Annotated in this window: 11 protein-coding genes and 1 pseudogene; 7 read left to right on the forward strand and 5 right to left on the reverse strand. The window is 71.5% G+C overall.

Features of this window, described 5'->3' with window-relative positions:
• Positions 1–390: 390 nt before the first annotated feature.
• The 4 genes from B9S61_RS38240 to B9S61_RS38255 all read right to left on the reverse strand — a co-directional run bounded on the left by B9S61_RS38240 (position 391) and on the right by B9S61_RS38255 (position 4,775).
• A complete protein-coding gene (locus B9S61_RS38240; RefSeq protein ID WP_103546275.1) occupies positions 391–1,233 on the reverse strand; it encodes an S-methyl-5'-thioadenosine phosphorylase in 843 nt (280 codons plus the stop codon).
• Between the two features lie 77 nt (positions 1,234–1,310).
• Positions 1,311–1,649 carry an FmdB family zinc ribbon protein gene (locus B9S61_RS38245; RefSeq protein ID WP_103546276.1) on the reverse strand — a complete coding sequence of 113 codons (339 nt, stop codon included), beginning with the start codon at positions 1,647–1,649 and terminating at the stop codon, positions 1,311–1,313.
• Positions 1,650–1,716: 67 nt separating this feature from the next.
• The gene (locus tag B9S61_RS38250; RefSeq protein WP_103546277.1) at positions 1,717–3,003 is read right to left on the reverse strand and encodes an MFS transporter; all 1,287 of its coding nucleotides are present in this window, start codon (positions 3,001–3,003) and stop codon (positions 1,717–1,719) included.
• Between the two features lie 236 nt (positions 3,004–3,239).
• Positions 3,240–4,775 (reverse strand): potassium/proton antiporter, encoded by a 1,536-nt coding sequence (locus B9S61_RS38255; protein ID WP_103546278.1) that lies wholly within the window; start codon positions 4,773–4,775, stop codon positions 3,240–3,242.
• A 288-nt stretch (positions 4,776–5,063) separates the two neighbouring features.
• Here B9S61_RS38255 and B9S61_RS38260 point away from each other — a divergent pair, with 288 nt between their 5' ends.
• Complete coding sequence (locus B9S61_RS38260; RefSeq protein WP_103546279.1) at positions 5,064–7,889, forward strand: penicillin acylase family protein; 2,826 nt, start codon at positions 5,064–5,066, stop codon at positions 7,887–7,889.
• 63 nt (positions 7,890–7,952) lie between these two features.
• Here B9S61_RS38260 and B9S61_RS38265 read toward each other — a convergent pair whose 3' ends face one another.
• Entirely contained in the window at positions 7,953–8,600 is a 648-nt protein-coding gene (locus B9S61_RS38265) for a 5-formyltetrahydrofolate cyclo-ligase (RefSeq protein WP_103546280.1), read from the reverse strand.
• A 92-nt stretch (positions 8,601–8,692) separates the two neighbouring features.
• Here B9S61_RS38265 and galU point away from each other — a divergent pair, with 92 nt between their 5' ends.
• From galU to B9S61_RS38295, 6 genes and pseudogenes are all read left to right on the forward strand, one after another.
• On the forward strand, positions 8,693–9,628 hold the full coding sequence (galU, locus tag B9S61_RS38270; protein ID WP_103546284.1) for a UTP--glucose-1-phosphate uridylyltransferase GalU: 936 nt from the start codon (positions 8,693–8,695) through the stop codon (positions 9,626–9,628).
• The gene (glp, locus tag B9S61_RS38275) at positions 9,625–10,947 is read left to right on the forward strand and encodes a gephyrin-like molybdotransferase Glp (RefSeq protein WP_103546281.1); all 1,323 of its coding nucleotides are present in this window, start codon (positions 9,625–9,627) and stop codon (positions 10,945–10,947) included. The genes galU and glp overlap by 4 nt, the downstream gene beginning before the upstream one ends.
• Positions 10,948–11,033: 86 nt before the next feature.
• Positions 11,034–11,609: a cyclic pyranopterin monophosphate synthase MoaC gene (gene moaC / locus B9S61_RS38280; RefSeq protein ID WP_103546285.1), complete on the forward strand. Its 576-nt coding sequence runs from the start codon at positions 11,034–11,036 to the stop codon at positions 11,607–11,609.
• The gene (locus B9S61_RS38285; RefSeq protein WP_103546282.1) at positions 11,606–12,148 is read left to right on the forward strand and encodes a molybdenum cofactor biosynthesis protein B; all 543 of its coding nucleotides are present in this window, start codon (positions 11,606–11,608) and stop codon (positions 12,146–12,148) included. Before moaC ends, B9S61_RS38285 begins: the two co-directional genes overlap by 4 nt.
• Before the next feature lie 20 nt (positions 12,149–12,168).
• Positions 12,169–12,828: a GNAT family N-acetyltransferase gene (locus tag B9S61_RS38290; protein WP_258040102.1), complete on the forward strand. Its 660-nt coding sequence runs from the start codon at positions 12,169–12,171 to the stop codon at positions 12,826–12,828.
• Between the two features lie 172 nt (positions 12,829–13,000).
• Positions 13,001–13,312, forward strand: a pseudogene (locus B9S61_RS38295) (hypothetical protein); the annotation flags it as partial.

Consider the following 13,312-nt stretch of genomic DNA (forward strand, 5'->3'; position numbering starts at 1 on the left):
CGGCTTCCGCCCCGCGAACGGCTTCCGCCCCGCGAACGGGGCCCTCCGCCACCCGAACGGGGCCCTCCGCCCGGCGAACGGCTTCCGCCCCGCGAACGGCTTCCGCCCCGCGAACGGGACCCTCCGCCCGGCGAACGGCTTCCGCCCCGCGAACGGGACCCTCCGCCCGGCGAACGGCTTCCGCCCCGCGAACGGGACCCTCCGCCCGGCGAACGGCTTCCGCCCCGCGAACGGGGACCCTCCGCCCCGCGCGATACGCACGCGTCGGCCGCGAGCCCGACCTCCGCGGACGTGAGCCGGGAACGCCCTCGTCAGCACCGAGCCGCGCCTGCTGTGACCAGGAGCCGCAACTGCCGCTGACGGCGCGAGCCGTACCCCGCCCGCCTCCCCCTACGGCAGCGGGAACCCGGGGTTCATCCCGCCCAGTGCCGACCCGCACGGACAGACCCGTTCACCCGACGCCGGCAGCGCGGCCACCGCGTCGAAGAGCACGCCCCGCAGCCGGTCCACGTTGGCGGCGAACACCCGCAGCACCTCCTCGTGGGAGACGCCCTCACCGGTCTCGGCACCGGCGTCCAGGTCGGTGACCAGCGTGAGGGACGTGTAGCAGAGCTCCAGCTCACGGGCGAGCACCGCCTCGGGGTGGCCGGTCATGCCCACCACCGACCAGCCCTGCGCCCGGTGCCACAGCGACTCGGCGCGGGTGGAGAAGCGCGGCCCCTCCACCACGGCCAGCGTGCCGCCGTCCACCGGGTCCCAGTCGCGGCCCCGTGCCGCCTTCAGCGCGGCCGCCCGCCCGGTGGGGCAGTAGGGGTCGGCCAGGGACACGTGGACCACGTTGGGCATGGTGCCGTCGGGCAGCGGCAGCCCGTCGAAGTACGTGTTCTCCCGGGACTTCGTACGGTCCACGAGCTGGTCCGGTACCAGCAGGGTGCCCGGCCCGTACTCGGGCCGCAGACCGCCCACCGCGCACGGCCCGAGGACCTGGCGGGCGCCGACCGACCTCAGCGCCCACAGATTGGCGCGGTAGTTGATGCGGTGCGGCGGCAGATGGTGGCCGCGCCCGTGCCGGGGCAGGAAGGCGACCCGACGGCCGGCCACCTCGCCGAGGAACAGGGAGTCGCTGGGCGCCCCGTACGGGGTGTCCACCTGGACCTCGGTCACGTCGTCGAGGAAGGAGTAGAAGCCGGAGCCGCCGATCACGCCGATCTCGGCGTTCGCCATGTTCGCCATGCCCGCACCCTAGCCGGACCCGGAAACGCCGAAGACCCCGTCGCCGGGTGACGACAGGGTCCCGTAAGAACGTGGTCCTACGCGGCGGTGGTGCTGGTGGAGCTGCCGGAACCGGACGAACCGGACGACGAGCTCGAACCCGAACCGGAGCCCGACCCCGAGGAGGACGACGAGGACGAGGTGCCTGTCGAGGAGGAGCCGGCGGCGGACTTCGACGCCGGGGCGCTGCTCGACGAGGAGCCGCGGCTGTCGTTCCGGTAGAAGCCGGAGCCCTTGAAGACGATGCCGACGGCCGAGAACACCTTCTTGAGGCGGCCCTGGCAGCCGGGGCACTCGGTCAGCGCGTCGTCGGTGAACTTCTGCACCGCCTCGAGGCCTTCGCCGCACTCGGTGCACTGGTACTGGTAGGTCGGCACTGTCTTCCTCCTGGCACTCTCACTCGATGAGTGCTAACGACGGTCCATAGTGACGTATTCCGCGGGTTCAGTCCACTGCGACGGGCTCGCGGTGACCCACGCCACGTGCGACGGTGCGCCCGTGCGGGTGCGTCACCAGCCGCGACCGCAGCGCAAGCAGCGTCGCCAGGGCCAGCACCGTACCGGCCATCGGCACCAGGAATCCGGCGCCGTCCCACAGGTTGTCCTCCAGTTGTCCGGCGGCCGTGACGGCCGCGGCCTGGCCGAGCGCGACGGCGCCGGTCAGCCAGGTGAAGGCCTCGGTGCGGGCGCCGGCCGGGACCAGGTCCTCCACCAGTGTGTAGCCGGTGATCAGGGCGGGCGCGATGCACATGCCGACCAGGAGGCCGAGCCCGGCCAGCAGCAGTGCCGAGTGGGCGGTCCACAGAACGGAGGCGGTCAGGGCGAGGCCCGCGTAGGCGAGGACCATCCGCCGCTGCGGGCCGGTCTTCCAGGCGATGGCGCCGCAGGCGATGCCGGCGAGCATGTTTCCCGCGGCGAAGACGCCGTAGAGGACGCCGTTCATCCCGGGGTTGCCGATCGACTCGCTGAACGCGGCCAGTGACACCTGCATGCCGCCGAAGACGGAACCGATGCCGAGGAAGGTCACGATCAGCACCCGCACGCCGGGGGCGCGCAGCGCGGAAGCGTGCTGCACGCGCGCGCGGCCCGCGCGGGCGGCGACCGTGGGCTGCGTGCCCTTCTGCGCGGCGAACAGCAGGCCGCCGACCAGGGTGAGGCCCGCCTCGGTGACCAGTCCGGCGGCCGGGTCGACGGCCGTGCACAGGGCCGTGGCCAGCAGGGGCCCGACGACGAAGGTGAACTCGTCGGTGACGGACTCGAACGCCGTCGCCGTGGCCATCAGCGGGGAGCCCTTGAGCTTGACGCCCCAGCGGGCGCGCACCATGGGTCCGACCTGCGGCACCGAGGCGCCCGTGGGGACGGCGGCGGCGAACAGGGCCCACAGGGGCGCGTCGGCCAGCGCCAGCGTGGTGAGGGCGAGGCCGGACAGGGTGTGCACCAGGACACCGGGCACCAGGACGGCGCGCTGTCCGTGGCGGTCGGCGAGACGGCCGCTGTAGGGCGCGAAGAGTGCCATGGCGACACCGGTGACGGCGGCGACGGCGCCGGCCGCCCCGTACGAGCCGGTGGTGTGCTGCACCAGCAGCACGATGGAGAGGGTGAGCATCGCGAACGGCTGGCGTGCCGCGAAGCCGGGGAGGAGGAACGTCCACGCGCCGCGTGTGCGCAGCAGCCGGCCGTATCCCGGGCGGGAGGTGGCCGCGTCCTTCGACGTGATGACCGTGGATGCCACGGCCCGTGCCTTTCTGCCACCTGGTAGTGCTCCGCGCGGGTTCGTGCGCGGGCGCCGAGAGCTGTCCTCTTGCGCTGACTGCGGTAGATACCGGCGCCACAGCTCAGGGCGTTCCGGCCGCCATACGGTCGCGCCAGCTCTGCGTCAGGCAGAGTTGGTTCGATCTGGGGTCGCTTGCATAGTACCGGGATCACGGGGATCGAAGGGCTTGTGCGCCTGTGAAAAGGGGCACCCTGTCAGCGTTCCGCCTGTGATCCGTCGGTGCCCAGCCAGCCGGCCAGCTTGCCACCCCGGCCGACCGCGCGCAGGCGCCGTTCGACGGCGTCGCGTACCGGGTCGGTGGCGACGACGAGCAGTTCGTCGTCGTGCCGCAGCATCGTCGACGGGAGCGGGACGAAGGACGTCCCGTCGCGGACGACGAGGGTGACGGCGGCTCCGGCCGGCAGCCGCAGCTCGCCGACCTCCACGCCGTGCATCCTGGACCCGTCGGGGATGGCGACCGACAGCAGGTGTCCGCGCAGCCGTTGCAGGGGAGCCGACTCGATGCCGAGGTCGGCGGCGCCGGAGTCCTCGCCCAGCCGCAGCCGGCGGGCCAGCCAGGGCAGCGTCGGGCCCTGGACGAGGGTGTAGACGACGACCAGTACGAAGACGATGTTGAAGATCCGCTCGCTCCCGGTGACGCCCCGCACCATCGGGATGGTCGCCAGGACGATGGGCACCGCGCCGCGCAGCCCCGCCCACGACATCAGCGCCTGCTCCGGCCAGGGCACCCGGAACGGCGTCAGGCACACCACGACGCTCAGCGGGCGGGCCACCAGGGTCAGCGCCAGCCCGATGAGCAGCGCGGGCACGATGTCGTCGCCGAGTTCGTGCGGGGTGACCAGCAGGCCGAGCAGGACGAACATGCCGATCTGGGCGATCCAGCCGAGGCCTTCGGCGAATCCGCGTGTGGCGGGCCAGTGCGGCAGTCCGGCGTTGCCCAGCACCATCGAGGCGAGATAGACGGCGAGGAAGCCACTGCCGTGGGCGGTGGCGCCCACCGCGTAGGCGGCGACGGCGATGGCCATGACGGCGATCGGATAGAGGCCGGAGGCGGGCAGCGCCACGTGCCGCAGCCCCCAGGCGCCCAGCCAGCCCACCGCGAGTCCGATGGCGGCGCCGATGGCCAGTTCCAGGAGGATCTCGCCGAGCAGTACGTACCAGTGCTCGACCGGTCCGGTGGCGGAGAGGGCGACGACCAGGATGACGACGGGGGCGTCGTTGAAGCCGGACTCCGCCTCCAGCGTGCCCGTCACCCGGGAGGGCAGGGGAATCCTCCGCAGCACCGAGAAGACGGCCGCCGCGTCGGTCGAGGAGACCACCGCGCCGATGATGAGTGCCTGCCGCCACTCCAGCCCGACCAGGAAGTGCGCCGCCGACGCCGTGACCCCGACGCTCACCGCGACGCCGGCCAGGGCGAGCGCGGAGGCGGACCGCAGGGCCGGTTTCGCCTCGCTCCACTTGGTGCCCAGTCCGCCCTCGGCCAGGATCACGACCAGCGCCGCGTATCCGATGACCTGTGTCAGCTCGGCGTTGTCGAACTGGATGTCGCCGATGCCGTCCTGGCCGATGGCGATGCCTATGCCCAGGTAGATGAGCAGGCTGGGGAGCCCGCTGCGCGAGGAGATACGGACCGCGACGACGGCCACGAGCAGCACGACCGAGCAGACGAGCAGGATCTGGTTGAGGTGGTGGACAGTCAGCGGCCGTTTCCTTTCCTTGCCCAGGCACATCCGCGCGTGAGCTCATGTACATCGAGTACATCGAGTACATCGCGTCTGCGGTGCGCGTGAGCTCACGCGCACCGCTCTGCGATCCACCGCTTCCGCGGCAAACTACTTCGTTACCTTACCTAACTCTTGACGCTTTCTTGACGCGGATCAGGGCATGATCGAACGTCCGTCCGGGTCGGTTCCCGACTCCGCGTCAAGGGGCGAGGGGCCCTGCGCCTATCGTTGCTCCAGCGCTCAGTTAAAAGCACAGCCCGACCTGCCGCTCGCGTTAGGACAGCAAGGACAGCGATGCCCACCGACACCACCGCCTCCACGGGTCAGCAGCCCGGCACGTCCGGCAGGAAGAAAGGGCGCAAAGGCCGCCTGATCGTGCTCGTCCTGGTGCTGGCCCTGATCGGCGGTGTCGCCTACGGGGGGTACTGGTCGGTCAGCACCGTGCGTGCCTCCTTCCCGCAGACCAAGGGCTCGATCACGCTCCAGGGCCTGTCGGGGACCGTCGATGTCAGACGTGACGGTCACGGCATCCCGCAGATCTACGCCTCCTCCGACGAGGACCTGTTCATGGCGCAGGGCTATGTCCAGGCGCAGGACCGGTTCTACGAGATGGACGTGCGACGGCACATGACCGCCGGGCGCCTGTCGGAGATGTTCGGCGCGGGCCAGGCCGACACCGACGCGTTCCTGCGCACCCTCGGCTGGGAGCGGGTCGCCGAGGAGGAGTACGGCAAGAAGCTCTCTCCCGCCACGAAGAAGTACCTCCAGGCGTACTCCAAGGGCGTCAACGCCTATCTGGAGGGCAGGGAGGGCGAGGAGATCTCCCTGGAGTACGCGGCGCTGGGCTTCGAGAACGACTACAGGCCGGGGGAGTGGACCCCGGTCGACTCCGTGGCCTGGCTGAAGGCGATGGCCTGGGACCTGCGCGGCAACATGCAGGACGAGATCGACCGCGCGCTGATGACCAGCAGGCTCGGCCCGAAGCAGATCGCCGACCTGTATCCGGCGTACCCGTACGGCCGGAACAAGCCGGTGATCCAGGAGGGCCAGTACGACGAGGTCACCGGGGAGTACGAGCAGGGCGGGACCTCCGGCGGGTCCGGCGAGGGCGAGGGCGAGGGCGAGGGCGAAGGCGAGGGCGAGGGCGAGGGCGCCGGTACGGGCACGGGGACCGGCTCGGAGATCGGTACGGAAACCGGCACCGGCACCGGCACCGAGGGCTCCTCCGTGGAGAGCCAGCTGACGGGCCTCCAGGAGATCCTGCGCGACCTCCCCACCGCCGTCGGCGTCAACGGCGACGGCATCGGCTCCAACTCCTGGGTCGTCGCCGGTGAGCACACCATCACCGGCCGGCCGCTGCTCGCCAACGACCCGCACCTGTCGGCCTCGCTGCCGTCCGTCTGGTACCAGATGGGCCTGCACTGCCGCAGCGTCTCCGAGAAGTGCCAGTACGACGTCACGGGCTACACCTTCGCGGGCATGCCCGGAGTGATAATCGGCCACAACCAGGACATCGCCTGGGGCCTGACCAACTCCGGCGTCGACGTCACCGACCTGTACCTGGAGAAGATCACCGGGGACGGCTACCAGTACGACGGCAAGGTGGTGCCGTTCGAGACCCGCGAGGAGACGATCAAGGTCGCCGGCGGCTCGGCGCGCAAGATCGTGGTCCGCGAGACCAACAACGGCCCGCTGCTCTCCGACCGCTCCGACGAACTGGTGCGGGCCGGCAAGAAGGCCACCGTCGACAGCGCGGCCCCCGACCGGGGCGACGGCTACGGTGTCGCCCTGCGCTGGACCGCCCTGGACCCGGGCCGCACCATGGACTCCGTCTTCGCCATCAACCGCGCGAAGGACTGGGACGACTTCCGCGAGGCGGCCACGCTCTTCGAGGTGCCGTCGCAGAACCTCGTCTACGCGGACACCGAGGGCCACATCGGATACACGCTGCCGGGGAAGATCCCCACCCGCGCGGAGGACCACGACGGTTCCCTCCCCGCCCCCGGCTGGGACGCCGACTACGAGTGGACCGGCTGGATCGACCAGGACGAGCTGCCCTACGAGTTCGACCCCGAGCGCGGCTACATCGTCACCGCCAACCAGGCCGTCGTCGGCAAGGACTACCCGTACACGCTGACCACGGACTGGGGTTACGGCGCCCGCAGCCGGCGCATCACCGACCTGATCCAGTCGAAGATCAAGGACGGCGGCAAGGTCTCCACCGACGACATGCGGCAGATGCAGCTCGACAACTCCAGCTCCATCGCCAAGCTGCTGGTGCCCGACCTGCTGAAGACCGACACCGGTGACGAGGACGTGCGCGAGGCGCAGAAGCTGCTGGAGGGCTGGGACTACACCCAGGACGCCGACTCGGCCGCCGCCGCCTACTTCAACGCCGTGTGGCGCAACATCCTCAAGCTGGCCTTCGGCCACAAGCTGCCCAAGGAACTGCGGGTCGAGGGCCAGTGCCTGTGGGTCGACCCGGTCAACACCACCGGGCCCGCCGACGAGGCGGGCAAGGTCCGCGAGTGCGGTCAGCGCGCCGCCGACCAGGCGCAGCCGGACGGCGGCGACCGCTGGTTCGAGGTGGTCCGCAAGCTGAAGGAGGACGAGGACAGCGAGTGGTGGACGACGTCCAAGCGGGGCACCCGCCCGGGCGCCGACAACCGTGACGACCTGTTCAAGCGGGCCATGATCGACGCCCGCTGGGAGCTGACCGCCAAGCTCGGCAAGGACATCGACACCTGGAGCTGGGGCCGGCTGCACCGCCTGTTCCTGAAGAACCAGACCCTCGGCACCGAGGGCCCCGGTTTCCTGAAGTACGTCCTCAACCGCGGCCCGTGGAAGCTCGGCGGCGGCGAGGCCACGGTCAACGCGACCGGCTGGAACGCCGCGGGCGGCTACGGCGTCGTGTGGGTGCCGTCCATGCGCATGGTGGTCAACCTCGACGACCTCGACAAGTCGCGGTACATCAACCTCACCGGTGCCTCCGGACACGCCTACAGCTCGCACTACGTCGACCAGACGGACCAGTGGGCCAAGGGCGAGCTGCTGGAGTGGCCGTTCTCGCAGAAGGCGGTCGAGGAGAACACGAGCGACACGCTGCTGCTCAAGCCCTGACCCCGGCCGGCCGGCCGCCGTGACCGGTCCCCCCGCGCACGCGCGGGGGGACCGGTTCGCGTTTCAGGGGGTCCTGCCGGCGGGCCCGTCACCGGGGCGGCCGAACCGCCGTACGCCGGACGGTGTCACCGCCGCGTGCACCGGCCGGTCGTGCGGCTCCCCGGGGACACGGCCGACGACCTCGGAGCCGTACAGCAGCACCACCAGCGCCGGGTGCGCGCCCGCGCGGTCCAGCCGGGCGAGGACACGGTCGTAGGAGCCTCCACCGCGCCCCAGCCGCATCCCGCGCGCGTCGACGGCCAGTCCGGGCAGCAGCACGGCGTCCGCCTCCGTCACGGCCTCCGGTCCGAGGCGTTCCCCGGCCGGCTCGAACAGGTCCATCCGGCCGCCGTGCCGCACCCGCGCGAGGGAGCCCTCGCCCGTGTACGTGCCCCAGTCGAGGTCGTTGTCCGGCAGCAGCGCGGGCAGCAGCACGCGCACGCCCCGCGCGCGCAGCGCGTCCAGCAGCGCGAGCGTGCCGGGTTCGCTTCCCACGGAGACGTACGCGGCCACGGTGCGCGCGTGCGCCAGTTCGGGCAGCGCGAGTGCCCACCGGGCCAGCGCGGCCCCGGATTCCCGTACGTCATCCGCCGTCAACCCGTTCCTCACGCGGAGTACTTCGCGGCGCAGTGTCCGTTTGTCACGCTCGTCCGCGCGATCGTTCTGTCCCAAGTCTGTTCCCGTACCGTTCCAATGTGTTCATATGAGCAGTAATCATGCGGAGCGACAGATTCCCTGCAAAGGCACCGGATATGGTGTCCGGCATGTCACAGTCACACCCTCGGATCACCAAGGCTGTCATCCCCGCGGCCGGTCTCGGCACCCGGTTCCTGCCGGCCACCAAGGCCACTCCCAAGGAGATGCTGCCGGTCGTCGACAAGCCGGCGATCCAGTACGTGGTCGAAGAGGCCGTCTCCGCCGGTCTCGACGACGTCCTCATGGTCACGGGCCGTAACAAGCGCCCTCTGGAGGACCACTTCGACCGCAACTACGAACTGGAGTCCGCCCTTCAGAAGAAGGGCGACGCGGACCGCCTCGCCAAGGTCCAGCAGTCCAGTGACCTGGCCACCATGCACTACGTCCGCCAGGGTGACCCCAGGGGACTCGGCCACGCCGTGCTGTGCGCCGCCCCGCACGTCGGTGACGAGCCCTTCGCCGTCCTCCTCGGCGACGACCTGATCGACCCGCGCGACCTCCTGCTCCAGCGCATGATCGACGTCCAGCAGCAGTACGGCGGCAGCGTCATCGCCCTCATGGAGGTGGCGCCCGAGCAGATCCACCTCTACGGAGCCGCCGCCGTCGAGTGCACCGCGGACTCCGACGTCGTCAAGGTCAGCGGTCTGGTCGAGAAGCCCGACGTCGAGGACGCGCCGTCCAACTACGCCATCATCGGCCGCTACGTCCTCGACCCGGCCGTCTTCGGCATACTGCGCACGACCGAACCCGGCCGCGGCGGCGAGATCCAGCTCACCGACGCCCTCCAGCAGCTCGTCGACACGCATACGCCGTCGGCCGCCGCCGAGGGGAAGGACGGAGGCCCGGTGCACGGCGTCGTCTTCAAGGGCCGCCGCTATGACACCGGCGACCGCGGCGACTACCTGCGTGCCATTGTCCGACTCGCGTGCGAACGTGAGGACCTGGGACCGGACTTCCGGACCTGGCTCCGCCGCTACGTCACCGAGGAGATGCAGCAACCTTGAGTACCGCCGCGCCCCGCACCGCAGGCCCGGACCACCTCTGGTCGGTGGACGAGCACCTGGACGACATCCTCGCGACCGTCCGGCCCCTCGAACCCATCGAGTTGCAGCTCCTCGACGCCCAGGGCTGCGTCCTGGTCGAGGACATCACGGTGCCGGTGTCCCTGCCCCCGTTCGACAACAGCTCCATGGACGGGTACGCGGTGCGGGTCGCGGACGCCGCGGGCGCGAGCGAGCAGTACCCGGCCGCCCTCGAGGTCGTCGGGGACGTCGCCGCCGGCCAGGCCGACCTCCTCCACGTCGGCCCCGGACAGGCCGCCCGCATCATGACCGGCGCCCCGCTCCCGCCCGGCGCCGAGACCGTCGTCCCCGTCGAGTGGACCGACGGAGGCCTCGGCGAGGGCCCCGCCACCGGGATGCGCGCCCGCAGCCTGGCCCCCGAGGGCGCGGCCGGACAGGTCCACGTGTACCGCCCGGCCCCGGCCCGCGCACACGTACGCGCCAAGGGCAGCGACGTCCGGGCCGGCGACCGCGCGCTGGAGGCCGGCACCGTCCTCGGCCCGCCGCAGATCTCCCTGCTGGCCGCGATCGGCCGCGGCACGGTGCGGGTGCACCCGCGCCCCCGCGTGGTCGTGCTCTCCACCGGCAGCGAACTCGTCCAGCCCGACGAGGAACTGCGCTCCGGCCAGATCTACGACTCCAACAGCTTCGCCCTCACCGCCGCCGCGCGGGACGCCGGCGCGATCGCCTACCGCGTGGGGGCCGTCGCCGACGACGCCACGACCCTGCGGGACACCATCGAGGACCAGCTGGTGCGCGCCGACCTGATGGTCACCACCGGCGGCGTGAGCGTCGGGGCGTACGACGTCGTCAAGGAGGCGCTGTCGTACGCGGGGGACGAGGACGAGCCCGGCAGCGGCGTCGACTTCCGCCGGCTCGCCATGCAGCCGGGCAAGCCCCAGGGCTTCGGCTCCATCGGGCCCGACCACACCCCGCTGCTCGCCCTGCCCGGCAACCCGGTCTCCTCCTACGTCTCCTTCGAGCTGTTCGTCCGCCCCGCCATCCGCACCCTGATGGGCCTGACCGACGTCCACCGGCCGAGGACCCGCGCGAAGCTCACCGCGGACCGGGCACTCACCTCGCCGAAGGACCGCCGTCAGTTCCTGCGCGGCCGGTACGCCGACGGCACGGTGACTCCCGTGGGCGGCGCCGGATCGCACCTCGTCGCCGCCCTCGCACAGGCGAACGCGCTGATCGTCGTCCCCGAGCACACCGAGTCCGTGGCGCCCGGCACCGAGGTCCAGGTGGTCCTGCTCGGCTGAGCACGTCCGGTTGGCGGTACCGTGTCGCGCACAGCAGGCCCGTGCGCCGCACCGCGACGGGCCAGGACCGGGAGCGTCACACGATCATGACCGTGCCATCCCGGGGGGCGACCCCCGGACCCTCCGAACCCGCCGGACCTTCCGAACACTCCGGACCTTCCGAACACTCCGGATCCGCCGAACCCGCCGGGCAGTCCCGGCTGACCCACATCGACGCGGCGGGCGCCGCCCGAATGGTCGACGTGTCCGCCAAGGACGTCACCGCGCGCACCGCGCGGGCCACCGGCCGGGTACGCGTCGCACCGCGCGTGATCGAGCTGCTGCGCGGCGAGGGCGTCCCCAAGGGCGACGCGCTGGCCACCGCGCGCATCGCGGGCATCATGGGCGCCAAACGCACCCCCGACCTGATCCCGCTGTGCCACCCGTTGTCGGTCTCCGGTGTGAAACTGGACCTGTCGGTCGCGGACGACGCCGTGGAGATCACGGCGACGGTGAGGACGACGGACCGCACGGGCGTGGAGATGGAGGCGCTCACCGCGGTCTCCGTCGCCGCGCTCACCGTGATCGACATGGTCAAGGCGGTCGACAAGGAGGCGGTCATCACGGACGTGCGGGTGGAGGAGAAGACGGGCGGCAAGTCGGGCGACTGGAGCCGGGCATGACACTCGACGCGACCGCCGGCGGCGCGCTGTCCGCCCTGTACAGCGCGCTGGTGGTCACGGCCTCCAACCGGGCCGCGGCCGGCGTCTACGAGGACAGGGGCGGCCCGCTGATCGCGGAAGGGCTGCGGCGCTTCGGCTTCGCGGTCGACGGCCCCCGGGTGGTTCCCGACGGCGACCCCGTGGAGGCGGCTCTCCGTGAGGGCACCGACGCCGGGTACGACGTCATCGTCACCACCGGAGGCACCGGCATCTCGCCCACCGACCGCACCCCCGAGGCCACCCGCCGGGTGATCGACCACGAGGTCCCCGGCATCGCGGAGGCCATCCGGGCGTACGGCCGGGACAAGGTGCCCACGGCCGCCCTCTCGCGGGGCCTGGCCGGGGTCGCCGACGGAACCCTGATCGTCAATCTGCCCGGTTCCGGCGGCGGGGTGAAGGACGGACTCGCCGTCCTGGAACCGCTGCTGAAGCACGCCGTGGACCAGCTGCGCGGCGGGGACCACCCCCGGCCCGGCGCCAGTGGCGGGGGTGCGAGCTGAACAGCCCGTACTGGCCGGTCGTGCTGGTCGACGGCGACATCGTCCTCCGGCCGATAAAGCTGCGCGACCAGAAGGCGTGGCGCGAGGTCAACCGGCGCAACCGCGACTGGCTGCGGCCCTGGGAGGCGACCATCCCGCCGCCCACGCCCAGCGGCCCGGTCATCCACCGGCCGACCTACCGTCAGATGGTCCGCCACCTGCGCTCGGAGGCGGGCGCCGGACGGATGCTGCCGTTCGTCATCGAGTACCAGGGGCGTCTCGTCGGCCAGTTGACGGTCGCCGGGATCACCTGGGGTTCGATGTGCTCGGGGCATGTCGGCTACTGGGTGGACGAGACGGTCGCCGGGCGCGGAGTGGTGCCGACGGCCGTGGCGATGGTAGTCGACCACTGTTTCCGTTCGGTCGGACTGCACCGCATCGAGGTCTGCATTCGCCCCGAGAACGGGCCGAGCCGCAGGGTCGTGGAGAAACTCGGATTCCGCGAGGAAGGCCTGCGTCCGCGCTATCTCCACATCGACGGGGCCTGGCGGGACCATCTCGTCTTCGCGCTCACCGCGGAGGAAGTCCCCGACGGTCTGCTCACCCGATGGCACCGGGCACGCTCCCCGGAGCGGTCCGGCCACGAGCTGCCCGAACACGATCGGCGTCACCGGGAAATCCCGCACGGACCAAGTAATTGAATAAACGTTCGAATTTGACCGCGGGGTGACCGCGTTGGGCCGCGGAATTCCCGGTTCGCGTGGCCCTCTGATCGAGCCGGTCACAAGAAAAGTTCGAAATATCAGCCGGATCGTGCGACACACCGGCCCAATTGGCGGATGGCCCCGTCCAAACCCCTCTACCGTGTGAGGCGTGAGCAGCAGCGGCCTCATCTACGCAGTCATTGTCGGGGCCTGGGCCGCCTACTTGGTGCCGATGTGGCTCCGTAGGCAGGACGAGCTGAACGAGGCCCGTCCGACGGAACGCTTCAGCACCGCCATCCGATTGCTGTCCGGACGGGCGGGCATGGAGCGCCGGTACGCCAAGGACCTGCGGGCGCGCTCCGCCGACGAGGGGGAGCAGGGCGTCCACGACCCGGATGCGATCACCGACTCGGTGGACGTCCGGGTCTTCGCCGTGTCCCGGACCCGTCCGCAGACCCAGGCGCCCGTACCGTCCCGCCCC

The sequence above is a fragment of the Streptomyces sp. SM1 genome (assembly GCF_002910825.1).
In the GTDB taxonomy this organism is placed as follows: Bacteria; Actinomycetota; Actinomycetes; order Streptomycetales; family Streptomycetaceae; genus Streptomyces; species Streptomyces okerensis.